At 60.6% G+C, this 22,104-nt stretch carries 17 protein-coding genes; 9 read left to right on the top strand and 8 right to left on the bottom strand.

The window, feature by feature from the left end:
- Positions 1 to 2: 2 nt before the first annotated feature.
- Both F4827_RS29780 and F4827_RS29775 read right to left on the bottom strand, forming a co-directional pair.
- Positions 3 to 875 carry a DUF4123 domain-containing protein gene (locus F4827_RS29780; RefSeq protein ID WP_183731046.1) on the bottom strand — a complete coding sequence of 291 codons (873 nt, stop codon included), beginning with the start codon at positions 873 to 875 and terminating at the stop codon, positions 3 to 5.
- A gap of 1 nt (position 876) precedes the next feature.
- Positions 877 to 3,231: a type VI secretion system Vgr family protein gene (locus F4827_RS29775; RefSeq protein ID WP_183731043.1), complete on the bottom strand. Its 2,355-nt coding sequence runs from the start codon at positions 3,229 to 3,231 to the stop codon at positions 877 to 879.
- A gap of 1,045 nt (positions 3,232 to 4,276) precedes the next feature.
- Between F4827_RS29775 and tssC (F4827_RS29770) the strand changes: the two genes are divergently transcribed.
- Genes tssC (F4827_RS29770) through F4827_RS29750 form a run of 5 tightly spaced genes read left to right on the top strand, consistent with a single transcriptional unit; the run spans position 4,277 to position 8,399 of the window.
- Positions 4,277 to 5,605, top strand: coding sequence for a type VI secretion system contractile sheath large subunit (gene tssC / locus F4827_RS29770; protein WP_260175484.1), 1,329 nt, complete (start codon positions 4,277 to 4,279; stop codon positions 5,603 to 5,605).
- A 13-nt stretch (positions 5,606 to 5,618) separates the two neighbouring features.
- Positions 5,619 to 6,965, top strand: coding sequence for a type VI secretion system baseplate subunit TssK (tssK, locus tag F4827_RS29765; protein ID WP_183731037.1), 1,347 nt, complete (start codon positions 5,619 to 5,621; stop codon positions 6,963 to 6,965).
- Positions 6,962 to 7,651 (top strand): DotU/TssL family secretion system protein, encoded by a 690-nt coding sequence (locus tag F4827_RS29760; RefSeq protein ID WP_183731034.1) that lies wholly within the window; start codon positions 6,962 to 6,964, stop codon positions 7,649 to 7,651. The genes tssK and F4827_RS29760 overlap by 4 nt, the downstream gene beginning before the upstream one ends.
- A gap of 7 nt (positions 7,652 to 7,658) precedes the next feature.
- A complete protein-coding gene (tssE, locus tag F4827_RS29755) occupies positions 7,659 to 8,090 on the top strand; it encodes a type VI secretion system baseplate subunit TssE (RefSeq protein WP_183731031.1) in 432 nt (143 codons plus the stop codon).
- Between the two features lie 30 nt (positions 8,091 to 8,120).
- Positions 8,121 to 8,399 carry a PAAR domain-containing protein gene (locus F4827_RS29750; protein WP_183731028.1) on the top strand — a complete coding sequence of 93 codons (279 nt, stop codon included), beginning with the start codon at positions 8,121 to 8,123 and terminating at the stop codon, positions 8,397 to 8,399.
- 97 nt (positions 8,400 to 8,496) lie between these two features.
- Here the strand turns inward: F4827_RS29750 and tssA are convergent, their stop codons facing one another.
- From tssA to tssB, 3 genes are all read right to left on the bottom strand, one after another.
- Positions 8,497 to 10,089, bottom strand: coding sequence for a type VI secretion system protein TssA (gene tssA / locus F4827_RS29745; protein WP_183731025.1), 1,593 nt, complete (start codon positions 10,087 to 10,089; stop codon positions 8,497 to 8,499).
- A gap of 90 nt (positions 10,090 to 10,179) precedes the next feature.
- Positions 10,180 to 11,715, bottom strand: a complete 1,536-nt coding sequence (gene tssC / locus F4827_RS29740) for a type VI secretion system contractile sheath large subunit (protein ID WP_183731021.1) — start codon at positions 11,713 to 11,715, stop codon at positions 10,180 to 10,182.
- A gap of 73 nt (positions 11,716 to 11,788) precedes the next feature.
- Positions 11,789 to 12,301 (bottom strand): type VI secretion system contractile sheath small subunit, encoded by a 513-nt coding sequence (gene tssB, locus F4827_RS29735; RefSeq protein ID WP_183731017.1) that lies wholly within the window; start codon positions 12,299 to 12,301, stop codon positions 11,789 to 11,791.
- 562 nt (positions 12,302 to 12,863) lie between these two features.
- Here tssB and F4827_RS29730 point away from each other — a divergent pair.
- The 4 genes from F4827_RS29730 to tssH all read left to right on the top strand — a co-directional run bounded on the left by F4827_RS29730 (position 12,864) and on the right by tssH (position 18,870).
- On the top strand, positions 12,864 to 13,607 hold the full coding sequence (locus tag F4827_RS29730; protein WP_260175482.1) for a DotU family type IV/VI secretion system protein: 744 nt from the start codon (positions 12,864 to 12,866) through the stop codon (positions 13,605 to 13,607).
- Entirely contained in the window at positions 13,604 to 15,427 is a 1,824-nt protein-coding gene (locus F4827_RS29725; RefSeq protein WP_183731013.1) for an OmpA family protein, read from the top strand. The genes F4827_RS29730 and F4827_RS29725 overlap by 4 nt, the downstream gene beginning before the upstream one ends.
- A gap of 91 nt (positions 15,428 to 15,518) precedes the next feature.
- Positions 15,519 to 16,004, top strand: a complete 486-nt coding sequence (locus F4827_RS29720; RefSeq protein ID WP_183731010.1) for an Hcp family type VI secretion system effector — start codon at positions 15,519 to 15,521, stop codon at positions 16,002 to 16,004.
- Between the two features lie 151 nt (positions 16,005 to 16,155).
- On the top strand, positions 16,156 to 18,870 hold the full coding sequence (gene tssH, locus F4827_RS29715) for a type VI secretion system ATPase TssH (protein ID WP_183731007.1): 2,715 nt from the start codon (positions 16,156 to 16,158) through the stop codon (positions 18,868 to 18,870).
- 122 nt (positions 18,871 to 18,992) lie between these two features.
- Here the strand turns inward: tssH and F4827_RS29710 are convergent, their stop codons facing one another.
- The 3 genes from F4827_RS29710 to F4827_RS29700 are packed head-to-tail and all read right to left on the bottom strand — an operon-like array spanning position 18,993 to position 22,100.
- Positions 18,993 to 20,231 carry an acyl-CoA dehydrogenase family protein gene (locus F4827_RS29710; protein ID WP_183731003.1) on the bottom strand — a complete coding sequence of 413 codons (1,239 nt, stop codon included), beginning with the start codon at positions 20,229 to 20,231 and terminating at the stop codon, positions 18,993 to 18,995.
- 42 nt (positions 20,232 to 20,273) lie between these two features.
- Positions 20,274 to 21,035 (bottom strand): SDR family oxidoreductase, encoded by a 762-nt coding sequence (locus tag F4827_RS29705; protein WP_183731000.1) that lies wholly within the window; start codon positions 21,033 to 21,035, stop codon positions 20,274 to 20,276.
- Between the two features lie 48 nt (positions 21,036 to 21,083).
- Positions 21,084 to 22,100, bottom strand: coding sequence for a phosphotransferase (locus F4827_RS29700; RefSeq protein WP_183730996.1), 1,017 nt, complete (start codon positions 22,098 to 22,100; stop codon positions 21,084 to 21,086).
- Positions 22,101 to 22,104 lie beyond the last annotated feature (4 nt).

Below are 22,104 nucleotides of genomic sequence, written 5' to 3'. Positions count from 1 at the left end.
ATTTACTGGTTTGCGTGAATTTGTTCGAGTTCTTCTGCCAACTGGCGCATTTTGGGATCGTCGAGATCGGCGCAAGCCGTAACGAATGTCATGGCTCCCGTCGCTGCCTGATTCAAGCGACTCTGGAGCACGGGATGCTTATGAATATGGCGGTGGTAATAACTTGCCTGTATGGCGAAGAGCAGCCGGTCCTGCCGATCACTCATGCCGTGCCCCCCCCACGCCTCCGCCAGGAGCCTGTCGATCTGCTGGGCAGTGCTTGTATCATGCTGTTGCATGAAACCAAGATGCGAGAGCTTCCGGAGCGCCACATTGAGATCCGCCATTCTCAACAGCGTGGGCCATTGCTCAGGTGTCAATCGCAAAGGACGCAGGCTCGCGTGGTCCGACACGCGCAATTGCGAATGCCACATGCCATCAGGCTCAGGCCAGTACCATTGACTCACCGGGCCGAGCAGGCCGTCCAATTGATGGACGTCCAAAAGCCAACGCAAATGCCGGAACACAAATGGATCATAAAAGCGCAGAACGTCCTCCACGCCATCAGGACGTCTGACAGACATACGTCGAATCAGATGGGCCGCTAGCGCCGAGGGTTCAGTCGCGGCGTCGAGGAACGCGTGGATATACTGCACGCCGTCCTGCTGCTCTGAAGATGCGGCTCTTTGCAGGATTTTCGTATGTCCCTCTGCGCCCAACGCGTGAATGTCAACGAGGATTGGGAACAGTTCTGGCTGGGCGCGAAAACGCTCTGGAACGATTGGCAGATAAGTCAGATCGCTCCAATACGAACTGTCGGCCCGCGCAGCGTCAATCAATACGTACCTCAAGCGCGCCGCTGCAATATTCCCGCTTCGATCGTGAGAGGTGGACATACTAAGCCCCTCCCATCAAAGCACCGTGGCCTGCGTTCGCCTGTTCAGCCCTCAACGCGCACAACACGGCGTCAGACTGAGGTAGTGCTGCTGCGGCCTTGCCAGATGAGGCACCGGGTTTGTCCCATACCGCGCACTTCTCGAGGATGTCCCCGGAAGTAACGTTCTCAATGCGGCTACCGCTGATACGAATGTAAGAGCCATCGGCCCCAATCCACACTTCCTTCGCCGCAGAGAGAACCAGCCGCCCGTCAACGCTGGCGATTGAGACATCCTTAAGCGCGGTCAGCGACATCGCATCATTCTGAGCCTGCAGATCCACCTTGCCATGACCCGCAATCAACTGGATACCCATTTGTTGCGCAAACAGGCTGATCAGCTCTCCGGCTGTCATCGTGATCTTGCCCTGTGCACCAACGTCCGCGTTTTGCCCTGCGACGAAGGCGAGATTACGCCCGGCACTTTGCAGAATTGACTCTGGCGTTGCGGCTGCAATACTGGAAGCTGAAGACAGCAACATCACCGCTTGCTGCAAATCTTTAATCTGGGATTGCAGCACATCGTTCATGGCCTTGACGTCTGCGGCTTCTGCCTGGGCTTTCTCGGCACATTGTGCGAGACGCTCCGTCAGCGTACTGGCCGCCTGGAGCTGCTGCATTAGCTCCTGCATGTCCAATTGCCTGCCCTGTGCATTCGAACGATCGCTGGTCGTGATCAGCAAGCCCTTTCCTGATCGAATCGCACCGTATCCCGAAGTCCGAAGCTCAAAACCCTCGCCCCTGTACTCAAGCTTCTGGTTCACCAGATAGCCGAGATTCAGTTGCGATTTTCCCGAGTGTTCGGTGCTAAGTTTGATCCCCTCCTGTCCCTCCCAATCCTCCATGCGCAGCTTGTTGTTGCTCTGCGTTCGGATCATGTTGCGGGACAGCCAGCGCCGGTCGCTCGTCACCAGGTCGCGCGCCTGCGAATGGTGATGGAAGCCACTAATTTCAGGCTTATCCGGGTCACCGTCCCGGAAGGTAATCTTGGCCTCGTCGTTATCCAGCGCGACGAAGTGCATGCCGGTCTGCAACTTGCCTGCGAAGGGTTTCGCCAGCCGCAGCGGCACACTCTCGCCACCCTTTGGCCAGTCACCAAAATCAGCATCGAGGCGGACGACGTAATAGCCCGCGGCGTTTAAATAAGCATAGGTGTATTTATCCGGGCTGCACACGCGTGCGCTAAGCGTGCCGGCGATTTTGGCCCACTTCCCGGGTTCGAACTGCAAGCGGAAGCGCCGGTCGGCAGGGATGGCCTTGTAGCTGTTGGAATAAGCCTTTTCACGCGCACCGCTGTGGGTGATTTCGGTGATCATCTGCCCCTGCGGCGCATCGGGCAACACGATATCGGTTTCGAGCACGCGCGCGCACTGCAGCGCGACGATGTTGCTCTCGCCTTCGTAGATCACCTGGCGGGCCAGCGCTGCCTCATGGCGGAGTTGCGCCTGCCACCTGGCACCTTGCTGATCGAGGTGGCCAGTCCCGTAAATGTACGGCTGGCCGTAAGTCGTTGGGTCCTGAGGCGCAACATTCGCCTGATCTCTGTATCGTTCCCAGGAAGACTCGGGGTTGTAGTCAGCGACCTGAACTGACTGCGACACAATCTCGGTGTGGGTCTTTAACGTCGTGACGGCCTCGATCCCACCTGCTTCAAGCCCGGACGCCTCGCGGTACGGGACGATCAACCGCGGGTCGTAGATATAATGATCAATATCGTCGCCAAAGACGATCTGGTCGCCGTATTCGGTCTCGACGATGTAGCAGTAGATGCCGCTCTTCTCCATGAGCATATGCACATAGTCGAAGTCCGACATCTGGTACTGGAAGCGCCACAGCACTTTCGGATAGCTGCCACGCAGCCGGAACAGCATCTGGTGTTCGCGAATGCCGTGCGTACGCAGGATCTTCTGGATAATCTGCGGGATCGTGAGATGCTGGAAAACCTGGGTGTTGGTGCCGGCCTGCAGACGTGCGAAGTGAGACTTCAGGACCACCTGGTATTTGGTGTAGTCTTTCGTGGTCTGCACGGTGGAAAATCGCTCGATATAGCCCGAAAACGCTCTCGTTACACCATCGTCAGAAACGATTCTGAATATCGCATCGCGATTAAGATATTCGGTGCGTGCAAGCTGCTGCGGATGGGTCAGTTCGATGGTGGTTACGTTTGGCTCGCCCATCTTTTCGGTGGCGGAAAACGACACGACCGACAACGCGGCAGCGCTTTCCGTCCCCGGCACATCGAGAAAGTACGCCTGGCGACCCGGGATTGCCGTCAGGCTTGATAAGGACTGCTTTTCTTCATCATACAAGCCTGCCATTGTGCAACATCTCCCAACCGGACCAGTAATGCTTTCTCAGGCCATGCGCAATGAATTGATTAGCCAGCATGCACGGCACCCATGTATCGCTGGATGGAAGGTACACTGCGGCATACCCCGCAGTGAAGGGGTCGGGGAGCTTTTAATGAGGTCGCGTTACCTTCGATCAAATCGCCGTAACCGCCTGCATTTCGCGCTGGTTTTGAGATGGGCTACGTGCTAGAAACCCCTAAATCCAGTGGGGCTGGGGTAACTCAGCGGCACGTCGCCTGCAGCCCGGTAATCCGCGATTCACGCCAATCGAAGAACACAGCGCGCCGGACTGATACGGGACGTCTTGCCGGCAAACCAGGAGCAAAATCCAGACGACAAAGATGATGGCATTGAAAGGAGATCTCCCGACAGCGGGTGGTCGCGTGCTGGATGGAGGCGAAAATATTCTTGGCAAGCCGTCGTCCGGGACCGATCTGAAGGACGAGTCGTGGTTCAGCTAGTCCGCGCGTGCGAAACGCTGCGGTTGGGTTACCTCAAAGGTGACGACATCAGGCTCGCCCATTTTCTCAACAGCCTCGAACGACACGACGGACAACTACGCCGCGCTATCTAATCCCGGCACATCGAGAAAATATCCTTGCGGCCAGGCGTACGCGTCGGACTGTTTACGAACTGCCCTGCTCGCGTCAGACAGACTTGCCATATCTACTCTCAATCTGATTATCACTGCATCTTAACCGCGATATGAATCATCATGAAGAAGACAAATTCATACTTAAATGCGGACACAACGGCTATTTAGAGGAAAAATTATGCCGACTCGTACTCCGCTTGAAGCATTGCAAATTCCGCCCGGCGATATTTGTTGCGGCCCGTCATAACATGAACATTCTTGATGCTCGAATATGATTATGAGACAGACGCCGTGATAAATATCGCTGGCTAAGCAAAGCCGGGACAGATAAGACATGGAACCATGAGCGCAAGCGCCCAAAACAATACTCCGCGAGACATTCAGGCCACGAATCCTGGCGTGTTTGCGCATGAGCATATGCGCGTGAACACGCTACACATCGATCACGACCTCGCTACCCTCGACCGCATGCTCGGCAGCCAGGTCGACGCCGTCCTGCATCACCCCACGTTCCAGACGCTCGAATCGGGATGGCGTGGGCTACAGTTTCTGGTGGAGCGGACGGACTTTCGCAGCCGGGTGCAGATCGAGGTGCTTGACGCTTCGAAGGAAACATTGCGCCAGGACTTTGAGGATGCTCCTGATCTGACGCAGAGCGGCCTCTTCATCCAGACCTACACCCAGGAATACGACACGCCAGGCGCCTATCCTTTTGCGGCGATCATTGCGAACTACGCGTTCGATGCGGGTGCGCCGGACATTGCGCTGTTGCGCAGTCTGTCCAAGGTCGCGGCTGCGGCGCACATGCCCTTTATTGGCGCTGTTTCGCCAGAGTTCTTTGGTCGGACGTCGATGGAGGAAGTGGCGGGAATACGCGATCTGCCCGGTTATTTCGAGCGCGCAACGTATCTCAAATGGAAGGCATTCCGGGAAACGGAGGACGCACGCTATGTCGGGCTAACGCTGCCCCGCTTCCTCGCGCGCCTTCCGTACGGAGCCGACACCTCCCCCGTACGGGCTTTCAACTACGTCGAGGATGTCCGTAGTGACGGAAGTCGCGCGTTCGTGTGGGCGAACGCAGCATTTGCCTTCGCCGTGAACCTGGTGAGAAGTTTCGTTCGCAACGGATGGTGTCTTCAGATCCGGGGCCCGAGGGCCGGTGGCCTGATTCCAGATCTGCCGGTCCATCTCTACGACCTCGATACAGGGGGGCTGGGCAAGATCGCGACCGACGCACTGATTCCCGAAACCCGTGAATTCGAATTCGCCGGGCTCGGGCTGATCGCGCTTTCGTACACCAGCAATCATGACTACGCCTGCTTCTACTCCGCGCATTCGACGCAGAAACCCACGGTCTACGACACACCGGACGCTTCAGCCAATAGCCGTATCAATGCACGCCTGCCGTACATTTTCCTGCTCTCGCGTATCGCGCACTACCTGAAGATGATCCAGCGCGAGAATATCGGTACGACCAAAGACCGGCGCCTGCTTGAACTCGAACTCAACAACTGGGTCAAGGAACTCGTTACGGAAATGAAGGATGCAGGCGATGAACTGCAGGCTTCCCATCCCTTGCGAGAAGCCCGTGTCGAGGTGCACGACATTGAAGACAATCCCGGCTTTTTTCGCGTCGCGCTCTACGTTGTTCCGCACTTCCAGATCGAGGGCATGGATGTGAGCCTGTCGCTCATGTCACAGATGCCCAAGGCCAAAAAACGGGACCTGCCCGCCCCCCTTACCTGAATCCTTATCCACGATGGAAATCACGAAACCCCTTTGGGCGCGCGGCATTTTCATGACGCCGCAGCACTTCCAGCAGCAGGCGCTGTGGGAACAATTTGCCAATGACCAGATTGCCCGCATCGCCAGCCCCGATGCCTGGGGCGTCTGCGCTGTTGCACTGGATGCAAAGGCGCTCGCCGTTGACCGTTTGCAACTCACCAGACTCACGGCACGGCTGCGCGATGGCACGCTGATCGACAGCGAGACCGCCGACTGGCTGCCGGGCGCGCGCAGTCTGGCCGACGTTCCTGGCGGTGTCGATGCGGTAACGGTGCTGGCCGGGGTGGCCCTCGTCGATCCCAAGGGCAGCAACTGCGTGGAGCCCGGCGAGAAGCACGCGCGGCCCCGGCGCGTGACGCGCGAATACCTCCATGTCGCCGATATCAATGGCGAGGGAAAGGAAGAGATCAGCGTCGAGCGTCAGATCGTGGCGCTGCTGTTCGACTTCGAGAAGCCGGACGACTACATTACGTGCCCGGTGGCGCGTCTCGTGCGTACGCCGCAGGGCCGCTTCGAGCAGGATGAAACGTTTGTGCCGCCCTGTCTTCTCCTTTCGGCCAGCACGCGGCTCACGCAACGCGTGCGGCGCCTGTCCGAAATCCTGACGGCAAAGAGCGCGAGTCTTGCGGTGCGCCGCAAGGAGCGCTCGGACCAGATCGCGGACTATGCGGTGTCCGACGTTGCGCTCTTCTGGTTGCTGCATTCGGTGAACAGCACGTGGCCGGAACTGGCGCGTCTTGCCCAGGCGCCCGATCAGCATCCCGAACGGCTTTACGCTGTGCTCGCGCGGCTGGCCGGGTCGCTCCTTACGTTCTCGACAACAGAGACGCTACAGGCCATTCCCGCTTATGACCATCGAGCGCCGGAACCGGTATTCGAGGAGCTGGAATCCCTGATCCGCGCACTGCTGGATGCCGTGATTCCTTCGCGGGTCGTGCCCATCACGCTTGAGCGGCTGCGCACCTCGATGTGGCGCGGCCAGATCAACGACGAGCGACTTACCGAGGATACGGACTACTACCTGTCGGTGCGCGCGTCGATGCCGGCTCACGCGCTGCTCGACCAGTTGCCGAGACTGTGCAAGATGGGGGCGCCGGACGAGGTCGAGCAGGTTGTCAACTCAGCGCTCGCCGGCATCCCGTTGCGCCCTGTATCGCGTCTGCCGGCCGCCATTCCCGTGCGCATCGAGAACCAGTACTTCGCCGTTGACAGCACGGACCCCGCGTTTGCGCGGATGATCAGCGCCCGAACGTGCCAGATCTATCTGCCGGCATCGATTCCCGAAGCCGAGCTTGAGCTCTACGCGGTGTTGCCGTCATGACGATCGCCGCGACCCGACCCGTGCAGGACCTGCTGCCCGTTGCCTTGCGCGATACGGCGCGTATCGTCGTGGAACTGCGCGATGTCAACCCGCCGTTGCTCAGCGATCTGCGAAAGCGATGCGATGAGCAGGTCGCCGCGCTGCGTGAAGAACTGCGGCGACGCGGCCATCCACGCGACGTGATCGATGATGCGCTGTATGCGCAATGCGCCCTGCTCGACGAGGCAGCACTCAACGGACTAGGCGAAGAAGCGCGCGATGCTTGGGAACGCGAACCCCTTCAGGTGAAGATGTTTGGCCGCAATGATGCCGGCGAGGAACTGCTGCGGCGCATCGGCCAGCGCCTGCGGGAGCCCAGGCCCGTCCTGCCCCTGCTGGGCATCTTTGCAGCCATTCTGAGCCTCGGATTCAAGGGGCGCTATGCAGCGAACGAGGCTGATGCGCGCACCAGGCTCATCCGCGCGATAGACGAGCGTCTTGCACGGGCCATGGGCGCTGGCACAGGTACAAGCGTCGGCACAACCAAGCCAGATCTGTCGGCCCCGATTGTGGTGAACCCGTCGCGTTGGCGAAGACGTCCCCTGTCGCCGCTCGCTTTGGTCCTCATGGCGTGCGTGGCCGCGGGACTTGTCTGGTTCGCCATCGACCGCTGGCTGCTGTCGTCGATCGCCGGCATGGCGCAGTGAGGAACGTATGCGTACAGGACCCGGACTTTTCGAGCGGATCACGGGGCATTTTGCCGATGGCTCGATCGTGAACGATTTCCCCGTTGAAGAGCAGACCTTTCTTTCGGTACGGGACAACGTCGAACGGATCCTGAACAGCCGGCGCGGCTCGCTTGTCCACCTCCCGGACTTCGGGCTCGACGACCTGTCGGAAATCTACCGCCATCTGCCTTCATCGACGCACAGACTGCGCAACGCCATTGAATCGACCTTGCTCAAGTATGAGCCGCGCCTGAAGGCGGTCGAGATCGAGGTGACAACGCCGGAGCCCGGCATGACGGTCAACTTTACGCTGGCCTGCCATTTGCGCCATGAAGGGCTCGTGCGGTTCGACACTGTATTTACGCCAGACGGCAGGACGCGACTGAAGATGCGGCAAGCCGCACTCGACCGGTATTGACTTCCTTTCACCCCATCAGCGAGATATAGCATGGCAACGATGCTGGCAGTCAAGGGCAATATGACGACCACCGGAGGCATGGTGCTCGACGGTGATGAGAACTTCTCCGACGAGAACGGCGCTCTCGCGAAAGACCGGGGACTCGCCTCGTGCGCGCGCTGCGGGCACAATGGCCCGATGCTGGGGTCGGCACTAAATTGGGGATTGACGGGTAATGCCGCTGCCGTGAAAGACAATGACATCGTGGCCTGCCAATGTCCGCGAGGGGAGAACCGCGTGATCGCCCGTTCCGGGTTCTACGACGAGTAGACACGGTCGGACAATGCCGCTGATGGGTAACCGGCGAAATCCAGTAGCTCAGCGGCCGGCCAGGCATGTACAGGAGCAGATGCCAATCGGCACCCCGTCACTGGTCCAGCGAAAGCATACGTGTTGGGTCCAGCACCGTCATCTCGCCCTGCAGCGCGGCCATCCGCCGCGCGATCCCGGGCTTGTCCGCGTCCTTGCGGTTGCTCGCGGCCTTCAATGCCTTGAATAGCTGTAGCTTGATCTCGAACACCAGTGCCGGGTCCCAGCGCACGAGCGGTAGCGATACCGCAGCCGCATCCAGTTCCAGCAGCAGCGCCATCGCCGTATCGGCACGCTCGGCGCTCTGTGCGAGACGCGCCATCACAAAACGCTGCAAGAACCGATGCCGCTCAGTCTTCATGCCGGGCAGGCCTTCGAGCCACGCAAAGGCCGCCTCGATGCCATCGCGTGCTGTGAGATCCCGCGCCTGCGCCTCAATCTCGGGCCAATCTCCAGCACCACCCTCCTGGCTGTCTGCCGAGACGGGCAACGGCGCCAAGGCCTCCCCGGCCTCGATATCTCGCACGACCGCGTGTCGCGCAATCCACTCCAGCGACGTATCGTCCGCGAACGGCGTACCGTCATTGAACGACAGCCGCTCGATGCCGGGTAAGCGTTCGAGGAAAAGCGCGAAGTCCGCACGCAGCAGCTCGCGCCACGCGTTGTACGGCGCTCCCGCGTGGTCAAGCGCCACATGCTGGAAGTACTGGAGATCGAACCATAGGTGATTGACGCCCTCCATGAACGCGCCTTCGACCCGCTCAAGCAGTTCGTTCCACTGCTTCTGCAGCACGAGGCGCTTCATCTGCGCGCGCAGTTCGGGACGGGGGCCAGCGAGCCGCGTATGCGAGGCGGCGTCTGCGGGCGGCACTTCGTGCAGGGTATCCCAGCGTATGCAGCGCACAAGCCGCACCGATGGCAGATAGCCCTGTTCCTGGTCACGCAGCCACTTGGCCATCGTGCGTGTCTGTTCCAGCAGATCGCGTGTCGAAGCAATCGCGCCGGATGTACTCGCGCCCGTTGAGGGGGATGGCGTTGCCTGCGCAGTGTCGGCTTCACCGGTGGGTTCATCCCGCCGATCGAACCGCGAGATCAGGGATTGCAGGTTCGGACGCGCGGCCTCTGCCCATGTGGCTGTCTGCGTCACCAGTACATCGAGCGCAGCCAGTGAGCGCGCGAGCGCGCGCTCGCGCTCCGGCGATGCAGCCTCTCTGCTTCTGTCGAGCAACTCGACCATGCGCGCCGTGGACAGCATGTCCAGCGCACCCTTCTTGGCCTCGGCGCGCACGGGCAAGACGGCTTCCCCGAACCGTTCGACGAGCGCAGCAGCCAGTTCCAGCCCGTCCGCAAAACCTGCTGCACCATCCTGCCTCAGTCGCGCGCCGGCATAGTATCCGGCCAGCCGCAGATCTTTGCCGGTTTCCTTGAGCAACTGTTCGCATGATTGCACGATCAGTGCGTCGTCGATGCCCGAAAGCCGGGTGGCCTCATCCTTCAGCACAAAGAAAGCGTCCTCGTAACCTGGGTCGCGTCCCACGCCATGATCGCCAGGCAACGGCTCTAACCAGTTGCCCCAGGTGTCGAGACGCGAGCGGGTGAGCTGCTCCACATCTCGCGACGGAAACAGGGTTCTAAGCAGGCCGGAAAGCATCAATGAATCCCCAACAGACAAACAGGCAGAAGAAAAGATAACGCCGGGGCCTTAGCCTGCCCCGGCGCCGTTCACATCGACAACATTCGGTCAGCTCTTGGCTTTGGGCATCTGCGACACCAGCGACAGGCCGATATCCATGCCTTCAACCTGGAAGTGCGGAATGATGAAGAGCTTAATGCGGAAGAAGCCCGGGTTGTCCTCGATGTCCTCGACGGTCACCTTCGCTTCGCGCAGCGGGTGCGAAGCCTGCAGCTCATCACCCGGATCCTTCATCTCGGTGACGAGCCCCTTGATCCAGTTATTCAGTTCAAGTTCGAGTAGACGCCGATCCTTTGTCGTGCCGATATTCTCGCGCTGGATCATCTTCAGGTAGTGCGCGATACGCGAGAGCAGGAAAATGTACGGCAAGCGTGCGTTGATACGGCTGTTGGCGGTGGCTTCTTTGGTCTCGTAGAGGGCGGGCTTCTGTGCGGAGCTTGCCGAGAAGAAGCACGCGAAATCGTGGTTCTTGTAAAACGAGAGCGGAATGAAGCCCAGGTTCGCGAATTCGAACTCGCGCGTCTCGGCGATCAGCACTTCGGTCGGGATCTTCGCCTGGGTACCGGTGCCGAGGTCGTACAGATGGACTGGCAGATCTTCGACCTTGCCGCCCGCCTGCGGCCCCCGGATCTGGACGCACCATCCGTTATTGACGAAGCTGCGGCTCATATTGGCCGCAAACGCGAACGAAGCGTTCACCCAGCAGTATTTGTCGTGATCCGGGCCCGTCACCGCTTCTTCATAATTGAAGGCCCGTACCGGCACCGTGTCCTTACCGTATGGCAGACGGCCGAGCACGCGCGGCATCGTCAGGCCCACATAGCGCGCATCGTCCGTGTCACGGAAACTCTTCCACTTGATGTACTCGGCGCGGTCGAAGTAATTGCCGATATCCTGGATCGCCGCCACTTCCTCCATCGACTGCTTGCCGAAGAACGCCGCGCCCACCGAGCCGATGAACGGCATGTGGGCGGCCGCCGCCACCTTCGAGATGTTGCGCAGCAGGGCGATATCCATCGGCGAATTCTCGAACTCGAAATCGCTGATCATCGCGCTAACCGGCTGGCCACCTGGCGTGTCGTATTCCTCGATGTACGTGAGGCGATACAGACCGCTCTGGATGAGTTCAGGCGTATCCTCAAAATCGCGTTGCAGCGATTCCTTCGATACATCGAGCACCTCGATGCGCGCATTGCGGCGGAAGTCGGTCTTGGAAACCAGCATCCTGAGGCCGCGCCAACGGCCTTCCAATGCCTGGAAGGCCTTTGCGTGCATCACCGCGTCGAGCTGACGGCTGATCTGGCGGTCAAGCTGGCCGATATGAAAATCGAGCAGTGACTTGTCCAGACGCTCGACCGGCTGACTCGACTTTGCGACCAGTTCAAGGAAGGCGCCCATGCCGCGCGCGATGCGCTCATCGGCGGAAGCTTCGGAAAGCGTGTCGCTGTCCCGAAACGCCTCCATCGGCCGCGCCTGGGCGACGGGCTTGAAATTGATCTTGCTGCACAGCGATGCATACACGCTGTCGGGGGCGTCGAGCACGACTGTCTCAGCTTTGCCCTGGCGGGATTCATTCTGTTTCATCGGGATTCCTGTCGGATTCTGTAACGCTGTCTGGTGACGAAATGCAGTGAAAACCATCTTTGGCCAACGCCGTTCAGGCATGGCCTTCAGGCTGCGTGGCCGCCGTCGCCAGTTGCGCCAGTTCGCCGCGCAGCTTGTCGGATAGACGCCTGTCTTTCAGGACCTTCTCGAACTCGCGACGGAACGTGGCGTTATCGAGCAGGTTAGATTTCAGGTCGCGCAGAAGATTGCGCATCGCGAGCAGCGCCTGGAGTTCCGGAATCTGGCGGGCCACCTGTTCCGGCTCGAAGTCCTTCATCGATCGGAACGAAAGGTTCACCGACAGTTCCGAGCCGTCGGCGGCCAGCGTGTTCTCCGCCGCGAACTTCAGGTCCGGCGCGTAGTCCGCGAGCACCGAATCGAAATTGTTCTTGTCGATATTGACCTTCCTGCGCTCAGCGAGCGGCGCCTGCTCACGGCCTGCGCTGAAGTCGCCCGCAACCAGCAGCTTGAGCGGCAGTTCAACCTTTTTCTGCGCTCCGCCCGTGTGCAGATCGAGTGTTATTGAGACACGACTTTTAGGAATTTCTCTCTGGAAGCTGTCCATCAGTTATCCTTACAAATAACGTTCACACTCTCCGCAAAAAATGAAACGCGGCGACAGAAAAGCATTCCGCATACGCACCGCCGCGGATGCTCATCCAGATTGCGCTCAGTGACCGGATTTCATTCATGCGACCCTATTGGCGGCCCCTATTAAACAGGTTTACCGGCACTCCGTCAAAGCCTTCGCGCAGAGAACGATAAAAATATAATCTTGAATTTACACGATCCTTATCTCTAATTTATTTCTTTGCTACAACGCACAATTTCCGGATATTTCTTTTAACTCAACAACCACACTTAGCAACTCACTTAAGCGAAAAAACGCGTCATATAACGCACAACCCCTAACATTCAGTGAAAAATTATTGACTAACCTCAACAGACACGACGAGGTTAATGCGCAATGCGTAATTAAAATTAAATCATTATTTTGATATAAAGGATTTTTAATGACCAATCCGATATGACGTCAGATAATTCACTACACCTAGTCGAAAAGGGCCATATAGAATCTCCGGCGCAACAGAAAAAATAACCCGAATTTGCACCGGACATTGGCGGGCATGATCACATTGACCTTGGGCCGCAATACGCGCCCACCCACAAACCCCGTCTCCGGGATGACACGCCCCGACGACGTCAGCATGCGCGATCTGCTGCACGATACCGCGCTGCTTGTGACCTCTTTGAGCGCTGGGGGAACCGTCGAAAATGCCGCACGGTTTCGCGAGCGCTGCACACAGCTCGTCGCACAGTTCGCGGATGCAGTCGCACGGGAGAACTACCCTGAGGACGTCCGGCACGAAGCGCTGCTCGCCCAGTGCGGCTTGCTCGACGAAGTGGCGCTGCGTAATCTGCCCGAAGACGCACGGACTGCGTGGGAGCTGCATCCAATGCAGGTCGAACGCTTCTCCATCCATGATGCGGGCAGGCGAGTCATTGACGCCATCGAAATGCATCTGCACGATCAATCGCCGGATGCCGGACTGCTTGAGTGTTATGCCGCGATTCTCAGCATGGGATTCATGGGCCGTTATGCCCGCGAGGGAGAGACCAAACGTGCGGCCCTGATTGCGGCACTCGATACGCGACTACAGACGCTTCGCACCACCGTGGACGAACCATTCGTGACCGATGCGGCCGGGTTGCGGCTTGCCGGGAAACTCCGCCAGTTTGCACCGTGGATCTCCGTGGCAATCGGGTTCCTGGTTGTACTGACCGTCTGGTCGATGGGAAGCAGGATGCTGGATACGCAGCTCGCGCAGATCATCCCGGCGAAGGTCGAGACTGGAGGCGTTCGGCCATGAGATCGGATCTGTCGATGCTGACGGCCGCAAACACAACGACACCGGCGACGGGCCATGATGGGCTGGGGTATCCCCTGCGCGCAATGGTTGTGTTTGCCATCGCGCTGGCACTCGCCGTCATCTGGCTGGTGAGCCAATTGCCGATCGGACTGGCCGCTGCGCTGACCATGGTCATCCTGATCGCCGGATCAGCGTTGATGGTCTGGCGTACGCGGCTAGTCACGGTGGCGCGCCGGGATTACGCGCATGTACTGGCCGCACTGGGTGAGGCGACTGCCGACATTCCGCTGCGCCTGCGTACCCGTATGCCTCTCGTGCTGGTCACCGGCGACGATCTGCCCGCACTGTTCGACCGCCACAACGGAGCGCGCTTTGCGTATGTCGGGCAGGGCGCGATCTGGCTGCGCGTGGACCGCCCCCAGGATCTGCCGCGCATTGCGACGGCGATCAGGCAGTGGCGCGATGGGCGGGCGCCCGACGGTATCGTGCTGGCGGTCTCCCCCGCCCGATATACGGACGAGGACACGCTCTCGCAGTCGCTGCGCGTGGTGCGGCAGGCCACGGCGGACGCAGCTCGCGTGCTGGGCTCACGCCCCCTTCCCGGCTATGTCGCGGTCTATCAGCGCCTGGTGTCGGGCGGACTGCGGAGTTTCGCGCAGGCGCTTGTCCAGGAGCACAGCGCCGTACCGTCGGCGGATGCTCCCACACCACAGTGGTATGGAGTGTCGTCTGCCACCCTGGGGCTGGATACGCGACATTTCGAGACCGTGATGCGCGCTGCGGACAATGAAGCCGCCCGCGTGACGGACAGCAGCGCGCCGGCGACGCGCGCCGCCGCCCTGGCATCCATCATGGGCTGGACGCAGCGCGTCGTGATTCACGCACTCGTTGACGCGCGGCAACCCGCTGCACCCTGGGCACTGTATGGCGTCGGCTGGATCGACTGCGGACCAGCGTGTGGGCCCGGCCGTCCATGGGAAAGCGATGTACAGCGGCACACCGAAGTGTCGCGCGTGCCCGCGGCGGCCTCACCCATGCCATGGCCCCTCCCGCAGCCACTGATCCGGGCGATGCCCCGCCGGTTCTGGATGTCACCGCGTGTGCTCGCGCTCGCCCACGCGCTGGTGTTAGTGGCCTGTGCGGCGGCCGCCGCCTGCCTCTTCTCGACTCAGCACAACCAGACGCTGCTTGCACGCATCGGCGCGGATCTGGGCCGCTACCTGGTCATCCCGGCCAGTCACGACGCGGCGAAGCGCGACGCGCTGCAGGCGCTGGTCGCCGACCGCAATGAACTTCAACGTTTCGCACGCACCGGCACGCCCTTGCCCCTCTCGTTCGGTCTGTATCGCGGCGCCAGGCTCATCCCGCCGCTCAACGAGGCGATTGCCTCGTATCAGCCGCCACCGCCGCCTCCCCAGATTGTGACGCTCGACAGCATGTCGCTCTTCGACAGCGGCAAGGCGCAACTCAAAGACGGCTCGACCCGCGTGATGGTGAGCGCGCTCGAAATGATCAAGGCGCATCCGGGCAAGCGGATCCTCGTGGCAGGCCATACCGACAACATGGGCGACCCAGTCAGCAATCTGAAGCTCTCAACGGCACGCGCCGAAGCCGTGCGGAACTGGCTCATCGAGGCATCCGGGCTGGTGGCCACGCAGTTTGCGATCCAGGGCTATGGCGATACCCGTGCGCTTGCGGACAACACCACGGAAGCCGGGCGGGCAAAAAATCGCCGCGTGGAGATCACGCTCGTCCCGGATGCGCAAACCGCAACCACGCAGGCCGCCCCCGCATCAGGCGCAGCCCGATCAGACAGATGACGCGTTTTAGTCCCCGAAGCAAGGGCTTCGGGATTGTGTAGCCCGGCGGATGACGCCGGGCGATTGTCGCAGCAAGAAGAGGAAGTGAAAAATGGCAATTCCGTCATACATGTGGCTCAAAGACGATGGTGGCGCGGACATCAAGGGTTCGGTCACGGTTCAGGGTCGCGAAGGCAGCATCGAAATCACGGCATTCGATCACAGCCTGCACATTCCAACCGATGGCAACACGGGCAAGCTGACGGGTACGCGCGTGCACGCGCCGATCACGCTGATCAAGGAAACCGATGCGTCGACGCCTTATCTGTACAAGGCCGTCACCAGCGGCCAGACGCTGAAGTCGGCCGAGATCAGGTGGTACAAGATCGACGACGCGGGCAAGGAGAAGGAATACTTCAACACGAAACTCGATAACGTGAAGGTCGTAGCAGTGCGTCCGAAGATGCTCGACATCAAGATCCCCGACTACGAGAAGCACAACCACCTCGAAGAAGTCGAGCTGCGCTACGAGACGATCACCTGGTCGTACAAGGACGGCAACATCATCCACAAAGATACCTGGAACGAGCGCTCCTGATCTCCAGTGGTCTGAGGGTCGGTCCATGGGTACTTTGCCCAGGCGATACCGGCCCTTCTTCGCCGGTCCGCTGATGTTGCGGACTGGCCTTTCAATAAACAGATCAAGAGGTGGCGGCGGCTGCCTCTTGACCTGCGCGAGCGGCCCGAACATGAACGTGCACTACGACCGAAACCCTTCCCCCCGTGATGCGAACCAGCTTCTTCAACGACTCAATCCCCATTGCGCGAATGCGCTTGAAGCTGCAGCAAGCCTGTGCCAGGGGCGTCTGGCGGACGAAATTTCAGTCGAGCACTGGCTGCTCAAGCTGATCGAGGCTGGAGACGGCGATATCCCGGCCATCATGAACCATTACGATCTGGACGGCGATGCGGTATGGGAGGCGCTGCTCAGGGCGATCGATCACACACCGCGTAAGCTGCGTGGGCGACCGAGCCTTTCCCCACAACTGGCCGCTGTGCTCCAGGACGCCTGGTTTCATGCGTCGACACGGGACACGACTGGCGATCCGGTGATCCGCTCCGGCCACCTCCTGCAGGCGATCATCGAGGCGCCGCACGTGCTGCGCGCCAACAACGCCTGGCCGCTACTCTCCATCAGCAGCGCGCAGATCCAGCGCCTGCTGCCGCGCCTCGCAAACCGGACATGCGAAAACCCGGCGGACAGTCCGGAATCGCTCCGCGAATCACCCGCGGCGGCAACGACCGCGGCTAATCAAGCGCCACGTGCAGCGACGGTGCCATCCGCATCCGTGGCCCGGCACCCCGTGGAAGGCGACGCGCTCGAACGCTTCGCGATCGACATCACGGCCAAGGCGCGCGAAGGCAAAATCGATCCGGTTTTCGGACGCGACCGCGAAATCCAGCAGATGGTCGACGTGCTCGCGCGCCGTCGCAAGAACAACCCGATCCTCGTCGGCGAGCCCGGCGTGGGCAAGACCGCACTCGTCGAAGGCCTCGCGCTGCGTGTGGCCGAAGGCACGGTGCCGAGCGTGATCCGCAATGTGCGCATCCTCACGCTCGATCTGGGGCTGCTCCAGGCGGGCGCAGGCGTCAAGGGCGAATTCGAGCAACGCCTGAAGACCGTGATCGACGAAGTACAGGCTTCGGGTGTGCCGATCCTGCTCTTCATCGACGAGGCGCACACACTGATCGGTGCGGGCAACGCGGCGGGCGGCGCCGATGCGGCGAACCTGCTCAAGCCCGCGCTCGCGCGCGGCGAACTACGCACCATCGCCGCAACCACCTGGTCGGAGTACAAGGAGTACTTCGAGCGCGACGCCGCGCTCGAACGGCGCTTCCAGATGATCAAGGTCGACGAGCCCGACGACACAGCCGCCTGCCTTATGCTGCGCGGTCTTAAGGAGCGCTATGCGAAGTACCATAACGTGCATATCCGCGACGAGGCGCTGGTCGCCGCGGTCCGGCTCTCGCGCCGCTACATCCCCGCCCGGCAACTGCCCGACAAGGCCGTTGATCTGATCGACACGGCGGCCGCACGCGTGCGTATGGGACTAGATTCACCTCCGGCAGAACTGCAGCGTGCGCACGCTGAAGTCGCTGCACTGGAGCTGGAACTCACGATGATCGAGGATGACGAGCGCGCGGGCATCGAAAGCGTCGAGGGGCAACGGAGCTCACTGGATGCTGCACTCATCGATGCAAAGGCCCGGCTGGGCAGTCTCCAGCAACGCTACATGCAGGAATTGGGACTCGTCCGGGCGCTGCTCGAACAGCGCGAGAAGGCCGCCTCTGGCGGCCATGCATCCCTGGCGCCCACGCAAGAGGCACTCGCCAGCGCGCAAGGCAAAACGCCGCTGATCTTTGCGGACGTCGACGCCCAGGCAATCGCGCGCGTGGTAGCCGAATGGACCGGCGTGCCGGTCGGCAACCTGCTCGAAGACGAACTAATGGGGCTTCTGACGCTTGAAGCCCAGCTCGCGGAGCGCGTCGTTGCCCAGGACGAAGCGCTGGCGGCCCTCGCGGAAAGCCTGCGCACGGCGAAAGCGGGACTGAAAAACGAGCACGCGCCGCTCGGTGTCTTCCTGCTTGTTGGTCCTTCCGGTGTCGGCAAGACCGAAACTGGACTGGCACTGGCCGATCTGCTCTTTGGCGGTGCGGCCGCGCTGACCACGATTAATATGTCGGAGTACCAGGAATCGCATACCGTATCGCAGCTCAAGGGGTCGCCCCCCGGATATGTGGGCTTCGGCCGCGGGGGCGTGCTGACCGAAGCGGTGCGTCAGCGCCCTTACAGCGTGGTGCTGCTCGACGAAGTCGAAAAGGCCCATCGCGACGTGCTCGATATCTTCTATCAGGTGTTCGACCGCGGAACCATGCGCGATGGCGAAGGACGCGAGATCGACTTCCGCAACTGCGTCATCCTGATGACGTCCAACCTGGGCAGCGCGCAGATCGACGAAGCAACCACCGACAGTCCCGACATCGCTCAGGCGGCGCTACTCGAAGTCATTCACCCGCAACTCGTGACGCACTTTACGCCAGCGCTGCTCGCGCGCTTCCAGACGCTCGTCTACCGTCCGCTCGACGTCGATGCGCTTGCCGCCATCATCCGTCTGAAGCTCGCGAAGGTCGCAGAGCGACTGCGCCGACAGCACCATGTCGAACTCGTCTGCGACGACACACTCATCGCGGCGATGGCCGAACTTTGCCTCGCGCGCGAGTCGGGCGCACGCAACGTCGACGCGTTCCTCAATCAGCGCATCCTGCCCACCGTATCGCGCGAGTTGCTCACGCGCATGGCAAGCGGCGCCGCGCCCGCGACGATCACCCTGTCAAGTTCAGCCGAGGGTAACCTGACCATCGACTTCGTAGAGCGCGGGGACATACCGTCACCCGGGGCATGACACGCTCAAGCGACCATGGCTGAACGCAAGAATCCCTCGAATGCGTCCGGCCATGGAATAGTCGTCAGAGCGGGCTCGCCGATTCTGCGGGGGACTTAAAAGGCGCTCCGCGCCTCCCCCCCTCACCCCCTCAAATACCCGCTCACGCTCCCCTCTTTAAACGGCCGCGCCTGAATCTCCATCCGCGCGATACTTTGCAGATGCACCTCATCCGGGCCATCTGCAAACCGCAGCGCGCGCCCCCACGTCCAGCTATCGGCCAGCGGCGTATCCGGGCTCAATCCCATCGCGCCAAACACCTGCATCGCGCGCTCGCAAACGGCGGTATGCACGGTCGGCACCAGCGCCTTGATCATCGAAATCTCCTTGCGTGCGGCCTTCGCGCCCACTGTGTCGATCATCCACGCAGCCTTCAGCACGAACAAACGCGCCTGGTCGATTTCAATACGCGATTTCGCAATCCATTCCGCCACGGATCCATGTTCATGCAGACGCTTGCCAAACGCCGTGCGCGCCTGGGCACGCTCGATCATCAACTCCAGGGCCAGCTCCGCCGCGCCAATCGAGCGCATGCAGTGATGGATCCGCCCCGGCCCAAGCCGCGCCTGCGCCAGCGCGAATCCGCTACCTTCCGCGCCAAGCAGATTCTCCTTCGGCACCCGCACGCCCTTGAATTCGATTTCACAATGCCCCTCAGGCGCCGTGTGATTCACCACCGTGATATTGCGGATGATCGTGACGCCCGGCGTATCGCGCGGCACGAGAATCATGCTTTGCTGACTGTGGCTTGGCGCATCGGGATCGGTCTTGCCCATCACGATAAAGATCTGGCAGTTTGGATGCGCGGCATTGGTGATAAACCATTTACGCCCGTCGATCACATAATCGTCGCCATCACGGCGAATGCGCGTAGTAATATTCGTCGCATCCGATGAGGCCACTGCCGGTTCCGTCATCGCGAAGGCCGACCGGATCTTCCCGTCGAGCAGCGGTTCGAGCCATTGCTTGCGTTGATCAGGCGTAGCGAACATATGGAGCAATTCCATATTGCCCGTGTCCGGTGCATTGCAGTTAAATACTTCGGATGCCCAGGGAACACGTCCCATGATTTCCGCGAGCGGGGCATATTCCAGGTTGCTCAGCCGCATACCCGGCTCGTCGTCGCGCAAATGCGGCAAGAAAAGATTCCACAGTCCGTCCGAGCGCGCCTTGTCCTTGAGCGCTTCCATGAACGACACGGGATACTGTCCCGCATTCACCTCTTCATGCCACTGATGAATGCGCGGCACGATATGTTTGTCCATGAACGCGTTCAACTGGGCGCGCAGCGCCTCGACTTTCGGGCTATATGCGAAGTCCATCCTGCTCTCCTCTATCGGGTTGCTTGTCGCAATTTGCGACGTTCAGATCGTCAAGCCGCCATCCACGACGATGCACTCGCCGTTGGTATAGCTCGACGCATCGGAGACGAGATACAGCACCGTGCCGGCCATTTCGCGCGGCTCGGCATGACGGCGCATCGGGATCTTGCCGACCGCGTGTTCGTAAAGCGCCTGGTCCGCAAACAGCGCACCCGCGAAGCGCGTTTTAGTGAGGCCCGGCAGCAGCGCATTCACACGAATGCCCAGCGGCCCGCATTCCTTGGCAAATGCGCGCGTCATGTTCACCACGCCTGCCTTGGTGATCGAGTAAATGCCTTGCCGGTCGCCCGGTTGCAGTGCATTGACAGATGCCGTGTTGACGATGGCGCCTGCACCGTGTTCGCGCATCAGCTTGCCCGCTTCCACCGACATAAAGAAATACCCACGCAGATTGACTTCGACGGTTTTCTCGAACGAAGCAAGATCGGTATCCAGAATGTGGCCAAAATACGGATTCGCTGCAGCGTTATTGACGAGAATGTCGAGCCGACCATGTCGCTCACGAATATGGCTGAAAATCGTGTGGATATCCTCGATTCGGCCTACGTGGCAAGCAAAGGACTCGGCGCTACCGCCCGCTTCGCGGATGCTACGCGCCACAGCCTCGCAGTCGTCGATCTTTCGGCTTGAAACGATCACATGTGCGCCTTGCTGCGCCAGCAGTTTCGCGATCTCTTCGCCGATGCCGCGGCTCGCACCGGTCACCAGCGCGATTTTAGATTTCAGATCAAATAGATTAGTCATCTTAATTAAGCTCGATATTTCTTGAATGAACCGTATGGTGATCGGCCTTCAAATCATTGCGACGCCCATTTGCGCAAGCGCGCCCGCCATTTCGCCGACCTGGCGCGCCTTGTCGTTCGATGCATTACCGCCGAGCGCGCGCTTTTTAACCCCCTGCGCAATCGAAGCGAGGCGGAAGAAGCTGAAGGCCAGATAGAAATTCCAGTTTTCGATCGCTTCGATACCGCGCAACTTGCAGTACTGCGCGACGATCGCCTCTTCGTCCGGCACGCCCAGCGCGGCGCGATCCAATCCCGCCAGTCCCGCGATATGACTGTGACGCGGCAAGCGCAGGCACATGCAGAAGTAAGCGAGATCCGCGAGCGGGTTGCCGAGCGTAGACAGTTCCCAGTCGAGTACTGCGCGCACGCGTGGCATGCCGCGCTCAAAGATGAAGTTGTCGATACGAAAGTCGCCATGCACGAGCGCGGGCTTGCCGGATTCCGCTGGGCATTTGGCGGGCAACCAGGCGATCAGTGCTTCCATCGTTTCAAGCTCGCCCGTCTGCGCGGCGCGGTATTGCGTGGTCCAGATATCGATCTGGCGTGCGAAATAATTTCCCGCGCGACCATAATCCGCCAGACCCGCCGAATCGACATTCACGTCGTGCAGCGCCGCCATGGTTTCGAGCAGTGCGTCGTAGTACGCGCCACGGCGCTCGACGCTCACTTCGGGCAACGCCGGGTCCCAGAATGTCTCGCCGTCCTCGAAACTCATTACGTAAAACAGGCTGCCGATGACGTCGCGATCCTCGCACAGATGCAGCGACCGCGCGACCGGCACCGGAGTCTCATGCAGCGCCGTCAGTACGCGGTATTCGCGGTCCACTGCATGCGCGGATTTGAGCAGCGCGCCCGGCGGCTGCCGCCGCAGGACGTAGCGCCCGCCAGGTGTCGTCAGCAAAAAGGTAGGATTGGATTGGCCTCCAGCGAACTTCTCGAAGGTCACCGGTTCCCGAAACCCAGGTACATGCGCCACCAGATAGCGCGTGAGTGTATCGATATCGAATTGAATTGGGCTATTCATGCGT

The sequence above is a fragment of the Paraburkholderia bannensis genome (genome assembly GCF_014200455.1).
Classification (GTDB): domain Bacteria; phylum Pseudomonadota; class Gammaproteobacteria; order Burkholderiales; family Burkholderiaceae; genus Paraburkholderia; species Paraburkholderia bannensis_A.
The sequence above is the reverse complement of the archived record's forward strand: the minus strand, read 5'-3'. Positions and strand labels throughout refer to the sequence as shown.